Raw genomic sequence first — 21441 nt, 5'->3', positions numbered from 1 at the left:
CAGCTCCTACAAAGTCCTGGAGGCGCTGGTATTCTGCGGCAAAGCCCCTACCTGTGGGAGCCGGCGATGGCATACTCGAACGCACAAAAAGGCCCCGGGGGTTTTCACCACCGGGGCCTTTTCATTGCAGTCGGCGTTTATGCCGCCTTGGTGGCATCCACCTGACTCAGCGAGCGGTTCAGCGCGCTGAACAGGGCCTTGAAGCTGGCGGTGGTGATGTTTTCATCGATACCCACGCCGTGTACCGCACGTTCGCCGTTCACTCGCAGCTCGATATAGGCCGCTGCCTTGGCATTGGTCCCGGCACCGATGGCGTGCTCGTTATAGTCCATGATTTCCACCGGAACCGGCAGGCCGGCCACCAGGGCTTCCAGGGCGCCGTTGCCTTTGCCGCGCCAGTGCAGGTTGGTTTCGCCCTGGCCCTTGCCGGAGACTTCCACTTCCACGGCGCTGTGACCGTTCTCTTCCTGCAGGCGATGGCTGACCAGCGCGTACGGGGTGTTGGCCTGCAGGTATTCGCTGTGGAGCAGGGCGTGGATCTGCTGCGCGGTCATTTCCAGGCCGAGGCGATCGGTTTCGCGCTGCACCACCTGGCTGAACTCGATCTGCATGCGACGTGGCAGGCTGATGCCGTATTCCTGTTCCAGCAGGTAGGCGATGCCGCCCTTGCCCGACTGGCTGTTGACACGGATCACCGCCTCGTAGCTGCGACCGATGTCGGCCGGGTCGATCGGCAGGTACGGCACTTCCCACAGGCCATCGGCTTTCTGTTGGGCGAAGCCCTTGCGGATCGCGTCCTGGTGGGAGCCGGAGAACGCGGTGTGCACCAGGTCGCCGACATACGGATGACGTGGGTGCACCTGGATCTGGTTGCACTCCTCGACGACCTTGCGCACGCCATCGATATCGGAGAAGTCCAGCTCGGGGTTGAGCCCCTGGGTGTACATGTTCAGGGCCACGGTCACCAGGTCGACGTTACCGGTACGTTCGCCGTTGCCGAACAGGCAGCCTTCGACACGGTCGGCGCCGGCCATCAGGCCCAGCTCGGTGGCGGCTACGCCGGTGCCACGGTCGTTGTGGGTGTGCAGGCTGATGATCACGCTGTCACGACGGCTGATATGGCGACCGAACCACTCGATCTGGTCGGCGTAGATGTTCGGCGTGGCGCATTCGACGGTGGCCGGCAGGTTGAGGATCACCTTGTGCTCGGGCGTCGGGTTCCAGACCTCGATCACCGCGTCACAGACTTCCTTGGCGAACTCCAGTTCGGTGGCGCTGAAGGTTTCCGGCGAGTACTCGAACTGCCACTGGGTTTCCGGCTGCTGGGCGGCGTATTTGACGAACAGCTTGGCCGCGTTCACCGCGATGTCCTTCACGCCTTGCTTGTCCTGGTTGAAGACGATGCGGCGGAACGACGGGCTGGTGGCGTTGTAGAGGTGCACGATGGCCTTCTTGGCACCGCGCAGGGATTCGAAAGTGCGGGCGATCAGGTCTTCACGGGCCTGGGTCAGCACCTGGATGGTGGTGTCGTCCGGGATATGGCCTTCTTCGATCAGCGTACGGACGAAGTCGAAGTCGGTTTGCGAAGCGGCCGGGAAGGAGGCTTCGATTTCCTTGACGCCAACGCTGACCAGGGTTTTCCAGAAGCGCAGCTTCTTCACCGCGTCCATCGGTTCGATCAGCGACTGGTTGCCGTCGCGCAGGTCGGAGCTGCACCAGATCGGTACGCTGGTGATGGTTTTCGACGGCCAGGTGCGATCCGGGAGGTTGATGGTCGGGAACGCGCGGTACTTCGAAGACGGGTCTTTGAGCATGCTCATGGAGAAAATCCTTGTGGTCAGGGCCGAGAAGAGGCGGCCAGCCGGTAAAACGTTGTCAGGGAGAAACCTGGGGATGAGGCACCGCGATTCAGCCCGGCAGTCGTGCACTGACGAGGCAGAGGCTGCGGTGTTGACGGCGCTGAATGAGGGTGTGAGATGTTTTCATGCTTTCAACCCTAACCACTGGGGTGAAAGATGGCAAGCCTGTGAGGAAAATTGAGAGGAATACCTGGAAAATAGACTTATACGAGATTTTATTTTGCGCGAGCGGCGGAAAGTCTAGAACAATTGCGCACTATTTTGGCGCCGCGCAATCTTTCTTGGCGGTGCTGCTGGTCGCAGATGCCGATCTGCGCGGCGAGTACGCTCCTTGTGGGAGCCGGCTTGCCGGCGATGGCCCCCGCAAGATCGATGCAAGGCGCAAGGGCCTCATCGCTGGCAAGCCAGCTCCTACAAAGTCCTGGAGACGCTGAGATTCTGCGGTGAGGCCTCGACCTGTGGGAGCCGGCTTGCTGGCGATAGCGTCCGAATAGTCGCAGCAGGGCTTGCGGGCCTCATCGCTGGCAAGCCAGCTCCTGCAAAGGGGGCGTGGGCCCTTGGGATCAGGGTTGGAACGCGCCGATAAAGATCGCCGGATCGACCCGTGTTTCATTGAGGCTGATATTCCAGTGCAGATGCGGCCCTGTCGCCCGCCCGGTCGCACCGACCAGGCCGACCAGCGCGCCGCGTGCCAGTGACTGGCCTGCTTTGACGTCGATCCTGGAAAGATGGCAGAACATGCTGATAAAGCCCTGGCCGTGGTCGACGAACACGGTGTTGCCATTGAAGAAGTAATTGCCGGTCAGGATCACCTTGCCGGCGGCCGGTGCCTTGATCGGCGTGCCGGTGGGCACGGCGAAATCCAGTCCCGCGTGTGGGTTGCGCTCTTCGCCATTGAAGAAGCGCCGTACGCCGAACTTGCTCGACAGCGGACCGTTCACCGGTTTGTCCAGCAGTAGGTTGCTCGGGACCACGGGACTGAAGGTGCGATAGGCCGCCAGTTGCGCAACCACCTCCGCGTCAATGCGTTTGACATCCTCGGGGTTCGGATTGACTTGGCGCTTGTTTTTCAGGGTGATGTGCTGTTCCTGGTATTTCTTGCTGCCAACGCTGAAGCTCAGGCTGCGATTACCCGAACTGACCTGCTGGGTGCCGGGCTTGACGGTCAGCGGGATACCGACAATCGCCAGCCAGTTGCTCTGTTCCTTGACCACCAGTACCGGCTTGCCCTGGTAGCTGGCCTTGGGCGCCTGGGCCGCCGGGCCGAGATCGACCACGGCCACGCCGCCGGGCACCGGTTTGTTCAGTAGTCGGGTGATATAGCTGTCCGCATGGGCGTTGAAGGCCAGGCCCAGCACCAGCAGGGTGGCAAGAAAACGGGGCATGCTCGGATCCCTTGAAATTTCAGTCCAGTAGCGAAAGAGTGACGGGCGTCAGGTGGTTGTCTTCGACCCGCACCTGCAGTTCGCCTTCCGCCAGTTTCGCCTTCAGGCGCTGGCCAGGGCGGGTCTGTCCGGCACTGCGGATCGCCTGGCCACGCTCGTCCAGCAGGATACTGTAGCCACGGCCCAGGGTTGCCAACGGACTTACTACATGAAGTGTCTGCACCTGGCTTTGCAGTTGCAGGCGCCGGGCCTTGAGGCCTTCGCGCATGGCCCGGGGCAGGCGTTCGGACAGACTCTCCAGGCGCTGGCGCAGCAAGGCCAGCTGGCGTCCCGGATGTTGCCCGGCGAGGCGGGTTTCCAGGCGGATCAGTTTTTCCCGGCGGGTATTGAGCTGGCGTTCGAACGCCCGGCGCAGGCGCATATCCAGGTCATCCAGGCGCTGGGCCTGCTGGCGCAGGCGTTCGCCCGGATGGCGCAGACGCCGGGCGAGACCGTCGAGGCGCAGGCGGTCGCGCATCAGCCGATCGCGGATACGCATCACCAGACGGCGATGCAGGCTCTCGACCCGGCGTTGCAGGTCGCTGGAGTCGGGTGCCAGAAGTTCGGCCGCCGCCGAAGGAGTCGGGGCACGGACGTCGGCCACGAAGTCGCTGATGGACACATCGGTTTCATGGCCGACGGCGCTGACGATGGGCGTTACGCAGGCATCCACGGCGCGGGCCACGGCTTCTTCGTTGAAGCACCAGAGGTCTTCCAGCGAACCGCCGCCGCGGGCCAGGATCAGCGCGTCGAAGCCCTTGGCATCGGCGATCTTCAAGGCGCGGACGATCTGCGTCGTGGCTTCACGGCCCTGGACCGCCGTGGGAATCAACGTCAGTTCGACTTGCGGCGCGCGGCGGCGGAAGACGCTGATGATGTCGCGGATCACCGCGCCGGTGGGTGAGCTGATGATGCCGATCCGCTGCGGATGCGCGGGCAGGGCAACCTTGCGTTCGGCGCTGAACAGGCCTTCGCCGCTGAGCTTTTCCTTGAGCGCATCGAACGCCAGGCGCAGGGCGCCATCGCCGGCGGGTTCCACGGTATCGAGGATCAGTTGGTAGTCGCCGCGCCCCTCGAACAGCGAGACCTTGCCACGCACCTTGACTGCCAGGCCATCCTTCAACGCCTGGCGAACACGGGCGGCGTTCTGCCGGAACAGCGCGCAACGCACCTGGGCGCCGCTGTCCTTGAGGGTGAAATAGATGTGGCCGGAGGCCGGGCGGGCGAGGTTGGAGATTTCGCCTTCGACCCAGATATTGGTGAACACGTCCTCCAGCAACACCCGCGCGCGACCGTTGAGCTGGCTGACAGTAAGGACTTCGCGGTCGAGGCCCAGGCGTGAAAAGGGATCTTTAATCATGGGCCGCATAATAAAGGCATTTGACCGGCAATCACCATTGCTGTGAACACTCCCCGTGTAGGAACCGGCTTGCCGGCGATGGCGTCCGAATGGCCGCTGCCAGGCTTGCGGGCCTTATCGCCGGCAAGCCGGCTCCTACAGGGGACTGTGGTGTTTTCAGGAGCTGTGCAGGTCTTCGCGGAAGCGCTCGACGAATTGCGCCACCAGCGGCGTCGGGGGCTGGCGGCAGGCCAGGGCCAGGGTGCTCTGGCAATCCGGATCCTTGAGGGGCAGGAAATGGATATTGGCCGGGGCGATGTCGCGCATCGACTCGGGCAGCAGGGCGATGCCGAACCCCGCCTGGATCAACTGCAACTGGGTGGTCTTGCGCGACACTACCCGCGCGGCCTGGGGAAAGAAGCCCTGGCGCATGCACAGTTCGGCCGACAGGTAACTCAGGCCGCCGCGCTGAAGCTGCCGGATTCGACAATCTCGACGAAGTAGCGCAGTTGGCGGGTGGAAATCACAAGTCATGCCTTTTTGAGATGGGTGGCTGGCTTTGAATATATTAGTCGCAAGACTCGCGACTGGCTAAAGTCAATCGAACCCCTTGTGGAAGTGTTCTTCATGAGTCTTGTTGCGCTGTTGAACCAATGGCCGTTCAGTGCCACCGATTGGCTGGTGGTGGAACTGGGCATCGCTCTGGCCTATATCGTCTTTGGCGTGGCCGGGTTCGGTACGGCGCTGGTGGCGGGGCCGATCCTGATCCTGTTCATGCCGTTGTCGAAGATCGTGCCGTTGCTGGTGCTGCTGGACTTCGTCGCGGCGTTCGGCAACCTGCTGCCGTCGCGCAAGGATGTCGCCAGGCCCGAGTTGCTGCGGTTGCTGCCGTGCATGGCCGTCGGCTGCACACTGGGCGTGGTTTTTCTGCTGAACCTCCACTCCGATGTATTGCTGCTGTTGATGGGCCTGTTTATCAGCGCCTATGCGATCTATAGCCTGCTGATCAAGGTCCGCCCCGGGCAGTTGGCGGCGGGCTGGGCGGTGCCCATGGGCACGGTGGGCGGAATGTTCGGCGCGCTGTTCGGCAGTGGCGGTTTTCTCTATGCCATTTATCTCAATAGCCGCCTGCCCAAGGACGCGGCACGGGCCACCCAGAGTACGCTGATCAGTTGCAGCACGGTGGTGCGTCTGTCGCTATTCATCATCGCCGGGGTCTATGCCGAGCTACCCTTGTTGCTGTTGGCGGTGTGTTTGTTGCCGGCAATGGCGCTGGGCTTGTGGATCGGCCGACGCCTGACCCGGAGGTTGTCACGCGAAGCCTTCGTGCGCCTGGTGACCTGGCTGGTGCTGGCCAGCGGGATTGCCCTGATCACCCGCTATTTCAGCACTTGACCTGAGAATGGCAGGGATTAAGCTGCCGGGTCGCAAACGCTCCAGGCCGTCCCCATGAACTCGCAAAGCATCATCGTCCCGAAAATTTCCACCTTGCCGGTCCATGAACCAAGGGCTCGGGCCATCGTGCGCTGGCTGGTGCGCAAGAACATCATCGAGCAAGAGCTGACCACCTGCGGTCGCACCGGCAACCGCATGGGCCATGCCATCGCACCCGGCGCCACCGAGGTGGTGCTGCATCCCGAGGCGTTGCCATTTGGCGAGCCGATCAACGGCCTGGAGATCATCACCAAGCGCTGCATCTATACCCCGGCCAAGGGCTTTCTCGAGGAGGCCGGGTGCGCGGAGTGCCGCAAGGAAGTCGGCGAGGCCTTGTTCGACAGCCTGGAAGACTGGATGCCGGGGCGCACCGAAAACTTCATCTGCCCGTTGTGCGGGCATGAAGACGATATCAACGGTTTCCTGTTCCTGCAGGCGTGCGGCTTTTCCAACCTGGGTTTCATCTTCAATAACTGGGCGGAAGCCGGCTTCAAGCAGGCTTTTCTCGATGAGTTCGCCGACTGGCTGGATCAGCCGGTGGCCTGGGTGAAAGTCGAGCTGTAAATAGGCCAAGGTTTACATTGAGCCCAGGGCCTTGTATGAGTATAATGGCGCGCTTCCATTTTCCCGCTCGGGAGCCCCCGCGATGCTGCGTATCAGCCAAGAAGCTCTGACCTTCGACGACATTCTCCTAGTGCCCGGTTATTCCGAGGTGCTTCCTAACGAAGTCAGTCTCAAGACCCGTCTCACCCGTGGCATCGAGCTGAATATTCCGCTGGTTTCCGCCGCCATGGACACCGTGACCGAAGCCCGTCTGGCCATTGCCATGGCCCAGGAAGGCGGTATCGGCATCATCCACAAGAACATGACCATCGAGCAGCAGGCTGCCGAAGTGCGCAAGGTCAAGAAGTTCGAAGCCGGTGTCGTCAAGGACCCGATCACCATCGAGGCGGATGCCTCGGTACGTGACCTGCTCGAACTGACCCGCATGCACAATATCTCCGGTGTGCCGGTGCTGCACGACGGCGACCTGGTCGGCATCGTCACCTCCCGTGACGTGCGTTTCGAAACCCGCATGGATGTCCCGGTTCGCGAAGTGATGACGCCCAAAGAGCGCCTGGTCACTGTCCGCGAAGGCGCCAACAAGCACGAAGTCCGCGAGCTGCTGCACAAGCACCGCCTGGAAAAAGTGCTGATCGTCGACGACAAGTTCGCCCTCAAGGGCATGATGACCGTCAAGGACATCGAGAAATCCAAGGCCTGGCCACTGGCGAGCAAGGACGACCAGGGTCGCCTGCGTGTCGGTGCCGCGGTCGGTACCGGCAAGGACACCGCTGATCGCGTTGCCGCGCTGGTCAACGCCGGTGTCGACGTGGTGGTGGTCGACACCGCCCACGGTCACTCCAAGGGTGTGATCGACCGCGTTCGCTGGGTCAAGGAGAACTTCCCGCAAGTGCAGGTGATCGGCGGCAACATCGCCACCGGCGCTGCCGCCAAGGCCCTGGCCGAAGCGGGCGCGGATGCGGTCAAGGTCGGTATCGGCCCAGGCTCGATCTGCACCACTCGTATCGTCGCCGGTGTCGGCGTGCCGCAGATCAGTGCCATCGCCAACGTCGCCGCCGCCCTCGAAGGCACCGGCGTACCGCTGATCGCCGATGGCGGCATCCGTTTCTCCGGTGACCTGTCCAAGGCCATCGTTGCCGGTGCTTCCTGCGTGATGATGGGCTCGATGTTCGCCGGTACCGAAGAAGCGCCGGGCGAGATCGAGCTGTTCCAGGGCCGTTCCTACAAGGCCTATCGCGGCATGGGTTCGCTGGGGGCGATGTCGCAGTCCCAGGGTTCCTCCGACCGTTACTTCCAGGACTCCTCCGCGGGCGCCGAGAAGCTGGTGCCGGAAGGTATCGAAGGTCGCGTGCCGTACAAGGGCACCCTGACCGCCATCGTCCATCAACTGATGGGCGGCCTGCGTTCCTCGATGGGCTACACCGGCAGCGCCAACATCGAGGAAATGCGCACCAAGCCTGAGTTCGTGCGTATCACCGGCGCCGGCATGGCCGAATCTCACGTCCACGACGTGCAGATCACCAAGGAAGCTCCAAACTATCGCGTAGGTTGATAGTGATCGCCTCCAGGCGCTGGTCTGGAGGCGATTGATGAATTTGAACCGGGGCTGTTGATGACAGCCCCGTGTTGTTTCTGATTTCACAGACGAGAATGACCCATGGCCCTCGACATTCACGCCCACCGCATCCTGATCCTCGACTTCGGTTCCCAATACACCCAACTGATCGCCCGCCGCGTGCGTGAAATCGGCGTGTACTGCGAACTGCATCCGTTCGACATGGACGACGAAGCGATTCGCGAATTCGCTCCCAAAGGCGTCATCCTCGCCGGCGGTCCCGAGTCCGTGCACGAAGCCAACAGTCCGCGCTGCCCGCAAGCGGTGTTCGACCTGGGCGTGCCGGTCTTCGGTATCTGCTACGGCATGCAGACCATGGCCGAGCAGATGGGCGGCAAGGTCGAAGGTTCCGAGCTGCGTGAATTCGGTTATGCCCGTGTCGACGTGGTCGGCAAGAGCCGCCTGCTGGACGGCATCGAAGACCACGTCGACGCCGACGGCCTGTTCGGCCTCGACGTGTGGATGAGCCACGGTGACAAGGTCACCCGGATGCCGGAAGACTTCCACATCCTGGCCAGCACCCCGAGCTGCCCGATTGCCGGCATGTTCAACGACGATCTCGGTTACTACGGCGTGCAGTTCCACCCGGAAGTGACCCACACCAAGCAGGGCGGTCGCATCCTGTCGCGCTTCATCCTCGATATCTGCGGCTGTGAAGCGCTGTGGACCCCGTCGAAAATCGCTGAAGACGCCATCGCCCAGGTGCGTGCCCAGGTCGGTACCGACAACGTTCTGCTGGGGCTGTCCGGCGGCGTCGACTCTTCGGTGGTCGCGGCCCTGCTGCACAAGGCCATCGGCGACCAGTTGACCTGCGTGTTCGTCGACAACGGCCTGTTGCGCCTGCACGAAGGCGAGCAAGTGATGGCCATGTTCGCCGAGAACATGGGCGTCAAGGTGATCCGTGCCAACGCCGAAGAGCAGTTCCTGAACAACCTGGCCGGCGAGTCCGACCCGGAGAAGAAGCGCAAGATCATCGGCCGGACCTTTATCGACGTGTTTGATGCCCAGTCCAACAAACTGGAGAACATCAAGTACCTGGCCCAGGGCACCATCTATCCGGACGTGATCGAGTCGGCTGGCGCGAAAAGCGGCAAGGCCCACGTGATCAAGTCCCACCACAACGTTGGTGGCCTGCCGGAAGAGATGAACCTCAAGCTGGTCGAGCCGCTGCGTGAGCTGTTCAAGGACGAGGTCCGTCGTCTTGGCCTGGAACTCGGCCTGCCGTACGACATGGTCTACCGTCACCCGTTCCCGGGCCCGGGCCTGGGTGTGCGGATCCTGGGTGAAGTGAAAAAGGAATACGCCGACCTGCTGCGTCGCGCCGACCATATCTTCATCGAAGAACTGCGCAAGGCCGACTGGTACCACAAGGTCAGCCAGGCCTTCGTGGTGTTCCAGCCGGTGAAATCGGTGGGTGTAGTGGGTGATGGCCGTCGTTACGCCTGGGTCGTGGCCCTGCGCGCGGTGGAAACCATCGACTTCATGACCGCCCGTTGGGCACACCTGCCGTACGAGTTGCTGGAAACCGTCAGCGGCCGGATCATCAACGAGATCGAAGGCATCTCCCGCGTCACCTACGACGTGTCGAGCAAGCCACCGGCAACCATCGAGTGGGAATGATCCCAGCTTGATGTAGGTCTCAAGCGTTGAAAGCTAAGGCGGTCTATACCTCGGTATTGACCGCCTTTGTCGTTTCGGGCAGTAAGAAAATTCGCCATCCTTGCCCTCGCAATATCCCGCAAACACATTGATCTACCAAGATTTTCTGTCTCCCTACACTCCAGAAGTCGGCGCGGATTGCAGTGCCGTTCGAGTCATTTTTTGTCGATAAATGGACTTGGTTGTCAGTTGACAACTTTTTGTTATGGCGAGAGACTGGAGGCTATGGATGGCTAGAGCAAGACACCCGATCAAGGTGATCGAGAATGTACTGCGTCATGCAGAGGAATGTGGCTGGCGAATCAAGGTCGGCGGTTCCCATGCCTGGGGAAAGATGTACTGCCCATTCAACAGCGAACTGTGCCGCTGCCAGGATCACTGTGCCACCAGCATCTGGAGTACACCGCGCAGCTCGTTCAACCATGCCCGCAACTTGCAGCGGGTAATTGACGGCTGCGTCATGAATCGCGCCGATGCCGATCCCCTGGTCGCACCTCCCAAGGAGTAGAACCGTGGAATATGACTTTACCCTGAGATACCAACTCTCGGAACACAATGATGATCAGGATGCGTTGATCGAGCGTCTATATGAATGCGGCTGTGATGATTCGCTGATCGGCAGTGGCGTTCCTGGGCGGCTGGCGCTGAAATTCTGCCGGGATGCCGAGAGCGCCGTGCAGGCATTGCTCAGCGCTTTGCAGGACGTCAAGCGCGCCATCCCGGATGCCCGGCTCATAGAAGTCGTGCCGGACCTGGTCGGCCTTTCGGATATCGCCGATATCGTCGGTGTTTCGCGGCAGAACATGCGCAAACTCATGCTCAATCATTCGGCGTCCTTTCCGCTGGCCGTCCACGAAGGCAGTTCTTCAGTCTGGCACCTGGCGGAAGTCCTGGGCTGGCTCGAGGGTCGCGGTTATGACCTTGAGCCCCAGATGATCGAAACCGCGCAGGCCGCCCAGGATATCAATCTCACAAAAGCCACCAGCAAGCTCGGCGCGGTAAACCCGGAGTGGCTGGCGCTGGTGCTGTGAGCCGTCGCAAGGCGTTGTTTCAGCGCCTCGCCACATCCGAAAAGTAGAACTTGTCCAGGGTATGCCGCGACTCGGTGTATTCGAATTGCCGGCCGTCCTGCAGGAAGGTCTGGTTCTTCACCACGATCACGTGGCTGGCGCCGTCCAGGTCCAGGTGTTGCTGGTCGTCCTTGCTGCAGCGCGCCGCTTCGATGGTGCGCTGGGCGAAACTGATGCTCAGTTGCAGGGTCTGCTCGATATAGGCGTAGATCGAGTGCTCGGCAATGTCCCGGGTCAGGCCGGGGATCAGGTCGGCCAGGAAGTAGTTGATGTCGAGAATGATCCGCTTGCCGTCGATCCGCCGTACCCGCTTGATGCGGATCACCGGGCTGCCGGGCTCGGCGTGCAGACGCTCCTGCAGGGCGCCCGCCAGCGGGATTTCGCTGAACTCCACCACTTCCGTGCCGATATTGCTGCCCATGCTCGAATGGGCTTCCTGGAAGCTGACGATGCCGCCGAGCTGGAATTCGATCGGGCTGCGTGACAGCACGAAAGTACCCTTGCCATGGATCTTCTGCGCGAAACCACGCTCCTGCAATTGCTCGATGGCCTTGCGCACCGTGCCGCGACTGGCTTGATAGCTGTCCATCAGTTCGGTTTCCGAGGGCAGCCGGGCACCTTTTTCCAACTGCTCGGTGGTGATGCTGGCAAGCAGATCGCTGTAGATCTGGTTGTATTTACTCATGGTGTTCGCTCTGGATCGGAAGTCGCCGACTAACAGCGTAGCCGGGGTGCTGTCCCAAGGCATGGAACCTTAAGGGCAGGTCGAGGGTTTGTCCATTTGTCGGATCATTTACCAAGAAACGCTCAACTCGTACAGACGAGTTGTTGCTTTAACTCGTACAGACGAGTATTTTTTGTTTCTGTGTGCTGCCAACCATTTCCAATAACAAGAAACAGCGGAAGAAAAAGCATGAGCCACGACTATCCGAATATCGCCCGCGAGCTGCTGCAGAGCCTCGGTGGCGCCGAAAACCTCGAGCAGGCCGCTCACTGTGTCACCCGTCTGCGGCTGGCGCTCAAGGACCCGAATAAAGTCGACAAGGCCACCTTGGCCGGTATCGACCTGGTCAAGGGGTCGTTCTTTACCGGTGGCCTGTTCCAGGTCGTCATCGGTCCTGGCGAGGTGGAAAAGGTCTACGCCGCCTTGCGTGAGCTCACCGGCCTGGCGGTCTCGACCATTGCCGACGTCAAGCAGAAGGGCGCCGACAAGACCAACGCCATGCAACGCCTGGTGCGGGTGTTCTCCGATGTGTTCATGCCGATCCTGCCGGCGCTGATCATTGCCGGCCTGTTGATGGGGGTGAACAACCTCATGGGCGCCAAGGGCATGTTCATCGACGGCAAGACGCTGCTCGAGGCCTACCCGTCGCTGGACGGCCTGTGGAGCCTGATCAACCTGATGGCCAACACCTCCTTCGTGTTCCTGCCGGCGCTGGTCGGCTGGTCGGCGGCCAAGCGCTTTGGCGGCAGCGAAATACTCGGCATCGTCCTCGGCCTGATGCTGGTCCACCCCGATCTGCTCAATGCCTGGAACTACGGCAAGGCAGTCGCCGGCCTGGACGGCCAGAGCCTGCCGTACTTCGATATCTTCGGCTGGTTCCGCATCGAGAAAGTCGGCTACCAGGGCCAGATCCTGCCGATCCTGATGGCGGCCTATGTCATGAGCGTGATCGAGAAATGGCTGCGGGCGCGGGTGCCGAATGCCATTCAACTGCTCGTGGTACCGATCACCACCATCGTCGTCACCGGTGTCCTGGCCCTGGCGATCATCGGCCCGGTCACCCGTCACCTGGGCATCCTGATCACCGAAGGCGTGGTCTGGCTGTTCGACGTGGCGCCGGCACTCGGCGGCGCGATCTTCGGCCTGCTCTATGCACCGCTGGTGATCACCGGCATGCACCACATGTTCCTCGCGGTGGACCTGCAACTGATCTCCGGTCATGGCGGCACCTTCATCTGGCCGATGATCGTCATGTCCAACCTGGCCCAGGGCAGTGCGGCCCTCGCGGTGTTCTACATGAGCCGCAATGCCCGCGACCGCAGCATGGCCTCGACCTCGGCGATCTCCGCCTATTTCGGCATCACGGAACCGGCGATGTTCGGTGTGAACCTGCGCTACAAGTTTCCGTTCTATGCCGCGCTGATCGGTTCGGCACTGGCCAGCGTGTTTCTCTCGCTGAACAAGGTGCTGGCCTCGGCCATCGGCGTCGGCGGCCTGCCGGGATTCATCTCGATCATTCCGCAATTCATCCCGATGTTCGTCGTCGGCATGGTCATCGCGATTGTCGTGCCCTTTGTCCTCACCTGCGGGTTGAGCATGAAGATCGTCCGCCCCGGCTATCGCGTCGCCTGATCGCGCCAGCTCGATACAGACTCTACTGATTACAAGGGAATTCCCCATGCAAGACTGGCAACGTTCGGTGATCTACCAGATCTACCCGAAGAGCTTCTACAGCCACGCAGGCCAGGCCACCGGCGATCTGCTGGGGGTAGTCGACAAGCTCGACTACCTGAAGTGGCTGGGCGTCGACTGCCTGTGGATCACCCCGTTCCTGCGTTCGCCGCAGCGTGACAACGGCTACGACATCAGCGACTACTACGCCATCGACCCGAGCTACGGGACCATGGCCGATTGCGAGTTGCTGATCGCCGAAGCCGGCAAGCGCGGCATCACGTTGATGCTCGATATCGTGGTCAACCACACGTCCATCGAGCACGCCTGGTTCCAGCAGGCCCGCAGCAGTCTGGACAACCCGTACCGCGACTTCTACATCTGGCGCGACCAGCCGAACAACTGGCAGTCCAAGTTCGGTGGCAATGCCTGGGAATACGAGGCGCAAACCGGCCAGTATTTCCTGCATCTGTTCGACCACACCCAGGCCGACCTGAACTGGGACAACCCCAAGGTGCGCCAGGAAGTCTTCAAGATGATGCGCTTCTGGCGCGACAAGGGCGTCGGTGGTTTCCGTCTCGACGTGATCAACCTGATCTCCAAGCCGGCGGACTTCCCCGAGGACGCCACGGACGGTCGGCGCTTCTACACCGATGGCCCGAACGTCCATGAGTACCTGCAGGAAATGCACCGGGAAGTGTTTGCCGGCCATGACCTGATCAATGTCGGCGAAATGTCCTCCACCAGCCTGGAGCACTGCATCCGTTATTCGCGTCCGGAGTCGGACGAGCTATCGATGACCTTCAACTTCCATCACTTGAAGGTCGATTACCCGAACATGGAAAAGTGGGTGCACGCCGATTTCGACTTCCTCGAACTCAAGCGCATCCTTTCCGACTGGCAGCTCGGCATGCAGGCCGGTGGCGGCTGGAATGCCCTGTTCTGGTGTAACCACGACCAGCCGCGAGTGGTCTCGCGCTTTGGCGATGACGGCGAGTACCGCGTGGTCTCGGCGAAGATGCTCGCCACCGCGCTGCACTTTCTCCAGGGCACGCCCTACATCTACCAGGGTGAAGAGCTGGGCATGACCGACCCAGGGTTCGACACCATCGACCAGTACCGTGATGTCGAAACCCTGAATATCTACCGCATCAAGCGCGAGGCCGGCGAGTCCGAAGCGCAGAGCATGGCGGCGATCATGCAGAAGTCCCGCGATAACGGTCGGACGCCGATGCACTGGAGCGCGGGCCCGAACGCCGGTTTCAGTTCGGCGCAGCCGTGGATCGACGTGCCGGCGAATGCGGCCCGGATCAACGTCGAGCAACAACTCGATGATCCGGATTCGGTACTGCATCACTACCGCAGCCTGGTGGCCTTGCGTCGCACCGAAACGCTGATGGTCGAAGGGGTCTACCGCCAGTTGCTGCCCGAGCATCCGCAGGTCTGGGCCTATGTGCGTGAAGGGCAGGGCGAGCGCCTGCTGATCGTCAACAACTTCTACGCCGACAGCTGCGAGATCCTGTTGCCTGAAGGGGTGTTCAGCGCGGACCAGGAGCAGCGCGTGGTGATCAGCAACTATCAGGATTGTCCTGCGCGTGGTCGTGAATTGTTCCTGCGGCCTTATGAGTCTTTTGCGCTGTATCTGTCAGAAAAATAGGAAATATCGTTCGTCAAACGCAGTTCGCATCACATCGTGCGCGGGGAGGCTGCGCCCGACAATCGAGCATTGATCACAATAAAAATAATGGGGTGGTTCATGAAAACAATAATAAATCGAAGCCTTGTGGTGTCCTGCGTCTGCATGGGGTTGCCGTTCTCGGCCCAGGCCCTGGAGTTCGCCGGATACCTGCGCAGCGGCTTGGGGAGTTCGGTCAACAGCAGTTCGCAAAGCTGTTTCCAGTTGCCGGGGGCACAGTCCAAATACCGTCTGGGCAACGAGTGCGAGCAATACGCGGAACTGGAACTGCGCCAGGATCTGCTGACCCTCGACGATGGTTCGGTATTCAGTGTCGATGCCATGGCATCGCTCTACAACAAGTACGACCGTGACCTGCGCTTCCAGGGCGATGATCACGGTTCGGCGCGCATGCCGCAGATGTATGCGCAATGGTCGAACCTGCCGTCGCTCAATGGCGGTTCCCTGTGGGCGGGGCGCCGTTACTACAAGCGAAACGATATCCATATCTCCGACTTCTACTACTGGAACCAGAGCGCCACCGGCGGTGGTATCGAGGACGTGCGGATCGGTGACCTGAAGTACAGCTATGCCTTTTCGCGCAAGGACAACCTGTACCAGAAAGACTATATCAATCGTCATGACTTCAACGTCGCGGGCTTCAAGACCAACACCGATGGCGAGCTGGAGTTCGGTTTCAGCTACATCGATGCGCCACAGCGCCGTGATACCCATCAGGGCTGGGCGATCACCGCGCAGCATGTGCAGAAGAACTTCCTCGGCGGCAAGAACAAGTTCGCTCTGCAATACGGCGAGGGGCCGGGCACCGGCCTGGGCTATACCGGCGATCCGCACCTGGATACCAGCAACAAGAGCTACCGCGCCTTGGAGTTTTTCGACTGGCAGGTGACCCCGCGTTTTGGCGGGCAGGTCGAGGCGGTCTATCAGAAGGATATTCGTCCCGATGGCCAGGATCAGACCTGGATGTCCCTCGGCGTGCGTCCCTCCTACGCCATTACCGAACAATTCAAGCTGGTCACCGAACTGGGCCACGACCAGGTCGAGGCACCGGGCGGTACCCGCAAGCTCAGCAAATTTACCTTCGCTCCGACCTGGTCACCCAAGGGCCCGGATTTCTGGGCGCGTCCCGAAGTCCGTCTCTATTACACCTACGCCAGCTGGAACAAGGCGGCGCAGCGGGCGGCCAACGAGTTGGCGGCGGGCTCGGCGCTGTCGGATACCGGCGCTTTCGGCAATGCGCTGAATGGCGCCAACTTTGGCGTGCAGGTCGAGTACTGGTGGAAATAAGTCCATGCTGGCGGGGCAGTTGCTCCGCCGGCGTTTCAAAGAACAACGATAAAAGGTGATGTCATGACCGCAACCCCCTCCCTGGAACTGCTGGCGCCGTTGTCAGGGCTGCTGATGCCGCTGGATCAGGTGCCTGATCCGGTGTTCTCCAGTCGCCTGATCGGTGATGGCCTGTGCATCGATCCGACCTCCAGCGTGCTCTGTGCACCGCTGGCCGGGGTGATCAGCAATGTCCAGGACAGCGGGCATGCCATCAGCATTACCGATGACCGTGGCGTGCAGGTGCTGATGCATATCGGCCTGGACACCGTGAACCTGGCGGGCAAGGGCTTCACCGCGCGGGTTCGCGAGGGCGAGCAGGTCCAGGCGGGACAGGTGCTGATCGAGTTCGATGCGGACTATCTGGCGCTGCATGCCCGCAGTCTGCTGACCCTGGTGCTGGTGGTCAGTGGCGAACCCTTTACCTTGCTGGTGCCCGCTGATGGTCTGGTGGAAAGCGGCCAGCCGCTGCTGAGCCTGAGCCCGGCAGCGACGACCGTTACCGCGCCAGTCGAAGAGGAGGGCGAGGCGCTGTTCTCCCGACCCCTGAGCCTGCCCAATGCCAATGGCCTGCATGCCCGTCCGGCGGCGGTGCTGGCCCAGGCGGCAAAAGGTTTTGCCGCCAGTATCCATCTGCATAAGCGCCAGGACAGCGCCAACGCCAAGTCGCTGGTGGCGATCATGGCCTTGCAGACCGTCCATGGTGATGTGTTGCAACTGAGTGCCGTGGGCGAGGATGCCCAGGCGGCTCTCGATGCGCTGACGGTGCTGATTACCGAAGGTTGTGGTGAAAGCACCACGACCGAGGCCGGCGTGGAAACCTTCGACGCTCCCGAGGAATCGTCCGCGACCCTGCTGCGGGGTGTCTGCGCCTCGCCGGGTTCGGCCTTCGGCAAGGTGGTCCAGGTTGCCGAGCAGGTGCTGAATATCCCGGAGACGGGTGCCGGTGAAGACCACGAACGGGCGATCCTCGCCCGCGCCTTGACGGAGGCGACCCTGGCCCTGCAAGCCTTGCAGGACAATGCGCTGGGTAGCGCCCAGGCGCAGATTTTCCGTGCCCACCAGGAGTTGCTGGAAGACCCGAGCCTGCTGGAGCAGGCCCAGTTGCTGGTCGTTCAAGGCAAGAGCGCGGCCTTTGCCTGGCGCGCGGCCACCGAAGAGACCGCCGCCTTGTTCAAGCGTCTCGGCAGCGAACTGCTCGCCGAGCGCGCCCTCGATCTGATGGATGTCGGCCAGCGTGTCCTGCGCTTGATCCTGGGTGTCCAGGAACAGGCGGCGGAGTTGCCGGACGATGCGATCCTGATCGCCGATCAACTGACCCCTTCGCAAACCGCCGGGCTCGATACCCGCAAGGTGCTCGGTTTTGCCACGGTCGGTGGTGGTGCCACCAGCCATGTCGCGATCCTGGCCCGGGCCTTTGGCCTGCCGGCGTTGTGCGGGCTGCCGGTGCAGATCCTGAACATTGCCAGCGGCACCCAGGTGCTGCTGGACGCCGACCTCGGGCAATTGCACCTCAAACCGGAGGAAGCGGACGTCCAGCAGTTGCTGGTCAAGCGCCAGCAGCAGCGCCAGCGTCGCCAGCGCGAAATCGAACAGTCCCATCAGGTCGCGCGCACCCGCGATGGTCATCATGTCGAGATCACGGCCAACGTCGCTTCGCTGGAAGAAGTGGAGCAATCGCTGACGCTGGGCGGCGAAGGTGTCGGCTTGCTGCGCTCGGAGTTCCTCTATCTCGATCGCAGCAGTGCGCCGACTATCGAGGAGCAGGGTGCCACCTATTCGGCGATTGCCCGGGCCCTGGGGCCGGAGCGCAACCTGGTGGTGCGTACCCTCGATGTCGGTGGTGACAAGCCGCTGGCCTATGTCCCGATGGACAGCGAGGCCAACCCGTTCCTCGGCATGCGCGGCATTCGCCTGTGCCTGCAACGTCCGGAACTGCTGCGCCAGCAATTGCGGGCGATCCTCGCCTGCGCGGGAGAGACGCGACTGCATATCATGCTGCCGATGATCACCCAGCTGTCCGAGCTGCGTCAGGCCCGTCAGTTCCTGGTCGAGGAAACGCGGGCGCTGGGGCTGGACGAACTGCCGAAGCTGGGGATCATGATCGAGGTGCCCTCGGCGGCGCTGATGGCCGATCTGTTTGCCCCGGAAGTGGATTTCTTCTCCGTCGGCACCAACGACCTGACGCAGTACACCCTGGCGATGGACCGTGATCATCCGCAGTTGGCGAGCCAGGCCGACAGCCTGCACCCGGCGGTGCTGCGCCTGATCGCCACCACCGTGAAGGCCGCCCATGCCCATGGCAAGTGGGTGGGCGTCTGCGGCGCGCTGGCCTCCGAGGCGCTGGCGGTGCCGGCCCTGCTGGGGCTGGGGGTGGATGAACTGTCGGTCAGCGTGCCGTTGATCCCGTCGATCAAGGCGGCGGTGCGCGAGGTCAACCTGGATGAATGCCAGGTATTGGCGCAACGGATTCTCGGCCAGGAAAGCGCGGAGCAGGTCCGTGAGCTGCTGCGCCATCATCAACAAGTAACGGCGGCTGCGCCGGTCCTGGAGAACTGAGCATGTTCGATACATTGAAGCGGGCGTTCTGGAAGGCCCTGACGCCGGATCTGGTGCAGGATCAGTCGACGGTCGTCAGTACGGCGGCTGTGGTGGAAGACATTGCCGCGCCGATACTGGCGGCCCTGGGCGGGGCAGCCAACCTCAAGTCCCGGCAGCGGGTGGCGCTGACGCGGTTGCGGGTCGAGTTGCAGGATCCGACCCGCCTCGATCAGCCGGCCCTGAAGGCGGCGGGTGTGCCGGGGGTGATGACGCTGCCCGGTGGCGTGGTCCATTTGCTGGTGGGACTGGGCTGACACCATCGCCGGCAAGCCGGCTCCCACAATGTCCGGGTTGTACTCGAAATTTGTTCACGAGCGCAAACCTGTGGGAGCAGGCTTGCCAGCGAAGAGAGCCTCACTGACACAACCCGCCTGCGGCCCATCGCCACCCCGCCCTTACTGTTTCTCAACTGCGGGTGTATCGTATTCGCCTTTTGTGGCCTATGGGCCCGCGGTTGATTCGGTGAGGTGGTTGGGTTCATGTCTTTTTCCCGTCGGCAAATACTCGGTGGCCTGGTCGGTCTGGCAGTGGTAGGCGTGGGCGCCGGCGGTGCATCGCGGTACTGGCTGGGCAAGATGGCCGATGCCGAAGCCGGTCATGACTACGAACTGATCGCCGCGCCGCTGGATGTCGAGCTGGTGGCCGGACACCAGACCCCGGCCTGGGCCTTCGGTCCCTCGGCACCGGGTACCGAGTTGCGGGTGCGCCAGGGCGAGTGGCTGCGGGTGCGGTTCATCAACCACCTGCCGGTCGCTACCACCATTCACTGGCACGGCATCCGCCTGCCGCTGGAAATGGACGGTGTGCCCTACGTATCGCAACTGCCGGTACTGCCGGGCGAGTATTTCGACTACAAGTTCCGCGTGCCGGATGCCGGCAGCTACTGGTATCACCCTCACGTCAACAGCAGTGAGGAACTGGGGCGCGGGCTGGTCGGTCCGTTGATCATCGAGGAGCGCGAGCCCACCGGTTTTCGCTACGAGCGCACCCTCAGCCTGAAAAGCTGGCATGTCGATGAAGAGGGCGCCTTCGTGCCCTTCAGCATTCCCCGGGAGGCGGCGCGGGGCGGGACGGCGGGACGTCTGGCGACGATCAATGGCACGCCGCAGGCCGTGGTCGACCTGCCGGCCGGGCAGATCACCCGCGTGCGCCTGCTCAATCTCGATAACACCCTGACCTACCGCATCAATATCCCCGGCGCTGAAGCGCAGATCTATGCCCTGGATGGCAATCCCGTGGCGCCACGGCCCCTGGGCAAGGAATACTGGCTCGGGCCGGGCATGCGCATCTGCCTGGCGATCAAGGCACCGGCGGCGGGCGAGGAGTTGTCCCTGCGCAACGGCCCGGTGCGCCTCGGCACCTTCCGTTCGGTGACCAACACCGACGCCCCGACCGACTGGCCGGCGGCCTTGCCGGCCAATCCGATTGCCGAGCCGGACCTGGCGAATGCCGAGAAGCTCAACTTCAATTTCGAGTGGGTTGGCTCGGTCTCGGTGAACGTCGATAATGGCCGCCCGCCGAGCCTCTGGCAGATCAACGGCAAGGCCTGGGACATCACCGACAAGACCTGCGCCGACCGGCCCATCGCCAGGCTGGAGAAGGGCAAGAGCTACATTTTCGAATTGAAGAACATGACCCAGTACCAGCACCCGATCCACTTGCACGGCATGAGCTTCAAGGTCATCGCCTCGAATCGCAGGACGATCACCCCGTATTTCACCGACACCTATCTGCTGGGCAAGAACGAGCGCGCGCGTGTGGCCCTGGTGGCGGATAATCCGGGGGTGTGGATGTTCCATTGCCATGTGATCGACCACATGGAAACCGGCCTGATGGCCGCCATCGAGGTGGCGTGATGCGCCAGATTCGTCCCGCCGCGATCATCGATCGCAGCCGTGACCAGGATTTCATGCGTGAAGCCCTGTTGCTGGCCGCCGAGGGTGCCGCGTTGGGCGAGGTGCCGGTGGGCGCGGTGCTGGTCCAGGACGGCGAGATCATCGGGCGCGGCTTCAATTGCCCGATCAGCGGCAGCGATCCGAGCGCCCATGCCGAGATGGTCGCCATCCGTGCGGCGGCCCGGGCGGCGAGCAATTACCGGCTGCCGGGCAGCACCCTCTACGTGACCCTGGAACCGTGCAGCATGTGCGCCGGGCTGATCGTGCATTCGCGTATCGCCCGTGTGGTGTACGGCGCGCTGGAGCCCAAGGCGGGCATCGTGCAGAGCCAGGGACAGTTCTTCACCCAGGATTTTCTCAATCACCGGGTGCTGTTCGAAGGCGGGGTGCTGGCCGAGGAGTGCGGGGCGATTCTCAGCGAGTTCTTCAAGGCTCGCCGCAGTAAGGCCTGAGTGTGGGGCTGGCTTGACGGCCTCTTCGTGGGCAAGCCCACTCCCACAGGTTTTGTGTCGTGCGAAAGATCCAGGTACGGCTCAGTCACTGTGGGAGCGGGCTTGCCCGCGA

At 62.2% G+C, this 21441-nt stretch carries 18 protein-coding genes and 1 pseudogene; 14 read left to right on the top strand and 5 right to left on the bottom strand.

Annotation, left to right across the window (positions count from 1 at the left end):
* Nucleotides 1–137 precede the first annotated feature (137 nt).
* A complete protein-coding gene (gene leuA, locus HX851_RS40015) occupies nucleotides 138–1820 on the bottom strand; it encodes a 2-isopropylmalate synthase (RefSeq protein ID WP_177057846.1) in 1683 nt (560 codons plus the stop codon).
* Nucleotides 1821–1984: 164 nt separating this feature from the next.
* Between leuA and HX851_RS40010 the strand changes: the two genes are divergently transcribed.
* On the top strand, nucleotides 1985–2293 hold the full coding sequence (locus HX851_RS40010; RefSeq protein WP_177065218.1) for a hypothetical protein: 309 nt from the start codon (nucleotides 1985–1987) through the stop codon (nucleotides 2291–2293).
* A 129-nt stretch (nucleotides 2294–2422) separates the two neighbouring features.
* On the opposite strand, the gene HX851_RS40005 is transcribed toward HX851_RS40010, so the two are convergent.
* The 3 genes and pseudogenes from HX851_RS40005 to HX851_RS39995 all read right to left on the bottom strand — a co-directional run.
* On the bottom strand, nucleotides 2423–3244 hold the full coding sequence (locus tag HX851_RS40005) for a peptidoglycan DD-metalloendopeptidase family protein (protein WP_177065220.1): 822 nt from the start codon (nucleotides 3242–3244) through the stop codon (nucleotides 2423–2425).
* A gap of 19 nt (nucleotides 3245–3263) precedes the next feature.
* Nucleotides 3264–4643 (bottom strand): exodeoxyribonuclease VII large subunit, encoded by a 1380-nt coding sequence (xseA, locus tag HX851_RS40000; RefSeq protein ID WP_177057844.1) that lies wholly within the window; start codon nucleotides 4641–4643, stop codon nucleotides 3264–3266.
* 156 nt (nucleotides 4644–4799) lie between these two features.
* A pseudogene (locus HX851_RS39995) lies at nucleotides 4800–5093 on the bottom strand (LysR substrate-binding domain-containing protein); the annotation flags it as partial.
* Between the two features lie 156 nt (nucleotides 5094–5249).
* Between HX851_RS39995 and HX851_RS39990 the strand changes: the two are divergent.
* From HX851_RS39990 to HX851_RS39965, 6 genes are all read left to right on the top strand, one after another.
* Entirely contained in the window at nucleotides 5250–6017 is a 768-nt protein-coding gene (locus tag HX851_RS39990; RefSeq protein WP_177065222.1) for a sulfite exporter TauE/SafE family protein, read from the top strand.
* A 54-nt stretch (nucleotides 6018–6071) separates the two neighbouring features.
* The gene (locus HX851_RS39985) at nucleotides 6072–6620 is read left to right on the top strand and encodes a sugar ABC transporter ATPase (RefSeq protein WP_177065224.1); all 549 of its coding nucleotides are present in this window, start codon (nucleotides 6072–6074) and stop codon (nucleotides 6618–6620) included.
* Between the two features lie 82 nt (nucleotides 6621–6702).
* Nucleotides 6703–8172, top strand: coding sequence for an IMP dehydrogenase (gene guaB / locus HX851_RS39980; RefSeq protein WP_177057840.1), 1470 nt, complete (start codon nucleotides 6703–6705; stop codon nucleotides 8170–8172).
* Nucleotides 8173–8277: 105 nt separating this feature from the next.
* Nucleotides 8278–9855: a glutamine-hydrolyzing GMP synthase gene (gene guaA / locus HX851_RS39975; protein WP_177057839.1), complete on the top strand. Its 1578-nt coding sequence runs from the start codon at nucleotides 8278–8280 to the stop codon at nucleotides 9853–9855.
* Between the two features lie 268 nt (nucleotides 9856–10123).
* Entirely contained in the window at nucleotides 10124–10402 is a 279-nt protein-coding gene (locus HX851_RS39970; RefSeq protein ID WP_177057838.1) for a hypothetical protein, read from the top strand.
* A 4-nt stretch (nucleotides 10403–10406) separates the two neighbouring features.
* Entirely contained in the window at nucleotides 10407–10925 is a 519-nt protein-coding gene (locus HX851_RS39965) for a helix-turn-helix transcriptional regulator (RefSeq protein WP_177065226.1), read from the top strand.
* 19 nt (nucleotides 10926–10944) lie between these two features.
* On the opposite strand, the gene treR is transcribed toward HX851_RS39965, so the two are convergent.
* Nucleotides 10945–11649: a trehalose operon repressor gene (gene treR, locus HX851_RS39960; RefSeq protein WP_177057836.1), complete on the bottom strand. Its 705-nt coding sequence runs from the start codon at nucleotides 11647–11649 to the stop codon at nucleotides 10945–10947.
* A 228-nt stretch (nucleotides 11650–11877) separates the two neighbouring features.
* Between treR and treP the strand changes: the two genes are divergently transcribed.
* The 7 genes from treP (at nucleotide 11878) to tadA (ending at nucleotide 21329) form a co-directional block, all read left to right on the top strand.
* The gene (gene treP, locus HX851_RS39955; protein WP_177057835.1) at nucleotides 11878–13320 is read left to right on the top strand and encodes a PTS system trehalose-specific EIIBC component; all 1443 of its coding nucleotides are present in this window, start codon (nucleotides 11878–11880) and stop codon (nucleotides 13318–13320) included.
* Between the two features lie 46 nt (nucleotides 13321–13366).
* Nucleotides 13367–15016, top strand: a complete 1650-nt coding sequence (treC, locus tag HX851_RS39950) for an alpha,alpha-phosphotrehalase (RefSeq protein WP_177057834.1) — start codon at nucleotides 13367–13369, stop codon at nucleotides 15014–15016.
* 99 nt (nucleotides 15017–15115) lie between these two features.
* Complete coding sequence (locus tag HX851_RS39945) at nucleotides 15116–16342, top strand: maltoporin (RefSeq protein WP_177065228.1); 1227 nt, start codon at nucleotides 15116–15118, stop codon at nucleotides 16340–16342.
* A gap of 63 nt (nucleotides 16343–16405) precedes the next feature.
* Nucleotides 16406–18940, top strand: coding sequence for a phosphoenolpyruvate--protein phosphotransferase (ptsP, locus tag HX851_RS39940; protein ID WP_177065230.1), 2535 nt, complete (start codon nucleotides 16406–16408; stop codon nucleotides 18938–18940).
* A gap of 2 nt (nucleotides 18941–18942) precedes the next feature.
* Nucleotides 18943–19236, top strand: coding sequence for a PTS sugar transporter subunit IIB (locus tag HX851_RS39935; RefSeq protein WP_177057831.1), 294 nt, complete (start codon nucleotides 18943–18945; stop codon nucleotides 19234–19236).
* A gap of 225 nt (nucleotides 19237–19461) precedes the next feature.
* Nucleotides 19462–20838 carry a multicopper oxidase family protein gene (locus HX851_RS39930; RefSeq protein WP_177057830.1) on the top strand — a complete coding sequence of 459 codons (1377 nt, stop codon included), beginning with the start codon at nucleotides 19462–19464 and terminating at the stop codon, nucleotides 20836–20838.
* Nucleotides 20838–21329 carry a tRNA adenosine(34) deaminase TadA gene (gene tadA / locus HX851_RS39925; protein ID WP_177065232.1) on the top strand — a complete coding sequence of 164 codons (492 nt, stop codon included), beginning with the start codon at nucleotides 20838–20840 and terminating at the stop codon, nucleotides 21327–21329. Before HX851_RS39930 ends, tadA begins: the two co-directional genes overlap by 1 nt.
* Nucleotides 21330–21441: the final 112 nt, after the last annotated feature.

Source organism: Pseudomonas gingeri, assembly GCF_013385635.1.
GTDB classification, from domain to species: Bacteria; Pseudomonadota; Gammaproteobacteria; order Pseudomonadales; family Pseudomonadaceae; genus Aquipseudomonas; species Aquipseudomonas gingeri_A.
This window is presented reverse-complemented; position numbering and strand designations above follow the sequence as displayed.

Bases quoted from the DNA above. Each gene is read 5' to 3' on its own strand.
- treR (WP_177057836.1), bottom strand. From the start codon at position 11,649: ATGAGTAAATACAACCAGATCTACAGCGATCTGCTTGCCAGCATCACC.
- treC (WP_177057834.1), top strand. From the start codon at position 13,367: ATGCAAGACTGGCAACGTTCGGTGATCTACCAGATCTACCCGAAGAGC.
- HX851_RS39990 (WP_177065222.1), top strand. From the start codon at position 5,250: ATGAGTCTTGTTGCGCTGTTGAACCAATGGCCGTTCAGTGCCACCGAT.
- leuA (WP_177057846.1), bottom strand. From the start codon at position 1,820: ATGAGCATGCTCAAAGACCCGTCTTCGAAGTACCGCGCGTTCCCGACC.
- treP (WP_177057835.1), top strand. From the start codon at position 11,878: ATGAGCCACGACTATCCGAATATCGCCCGCGAGCTGCTGCAGAGCCTC.
- ptsP (WP_177065230.1), top strand. From the start codon at position 16,406: ATGACCGCAACCCCCTCCCTGGAACTGCTGGCGCCGTTGTCAGGGCTG.
- xseA (WP_177057844.1), bottom strand. From the start codon at position 4,643: ATGATTAAAGATCCCTTTTCACGCCTGGGCCTCGACCGCGAAGTCCTT.
- HX851_RS39945 (WP_177065228.1), top strand. From the start codon at position 15,116: ATGAAAACAATAATAAATCGAAGCCTTGTGGTGTCCTGCGTCTGCATG.
- guaA (WP_177057839.1), top strand. From the start codon at position 8,278: ATGGCCCTCGACATTCACGCCCACCGCATCCTGATCCTCGACTTCGGT.
- HX851_RS39985 (WP_177065224.1), top strand. From the start codon at position 6,072: ATGAACTCGCAAAGCATCATCGTCCCGAAAATTTCCACCTTGCCGGTC.
- HX851_RS40005 (WP_177065220.1), bottom strand. From the start codon at position 3,244: ATGCCCCGTTTTCTTGCCACCCTGCTGGTGCTGGGCCTGGCCTTCAAC.
- HX851_RS39935 (WP_177057831.1), top strand. From the start codon at position 18,943: ATGTTCGATACATTGAAGCGGGCGTTCTGGAAGGCCCTGACGCCGGAT.
- tadA (WP_177065232.1), top strand. From the start codon at position 20,838: ATGCGCCAGATTCGTCCCGCCGCGATCATCGATCGCAGCCGTGACCAG.
- HX851_RS39970 (WP_177057838.1), top strand. From the start codon at position 10,124: ATGGCTAGAGCAAGACACCCGATCAAGGTGATCGAGAATGTACTGCGT.
- HX851_RS39930 (WP_177057830.1), top strand. From the start codon at position 19,462: ATGTCTTTTTCCCGTCGGCAAATACTCGGTGGCCTGGTCGGTCTGGCA.
- HX851_RS40010 (WP_177065218.1), top strand. From the start codon at position 1,985: ATGCTTTCAACCCTAACCACTGGGGTGAAAGATGGCAAGCCTGTGAGG.
- guaB (WP_177057840.1), top strand. From the start codon at position 6,703: ATGCTGCGTATCAGCCAAGAAGCTCTGACCTTCGACGACATTCTCCTA.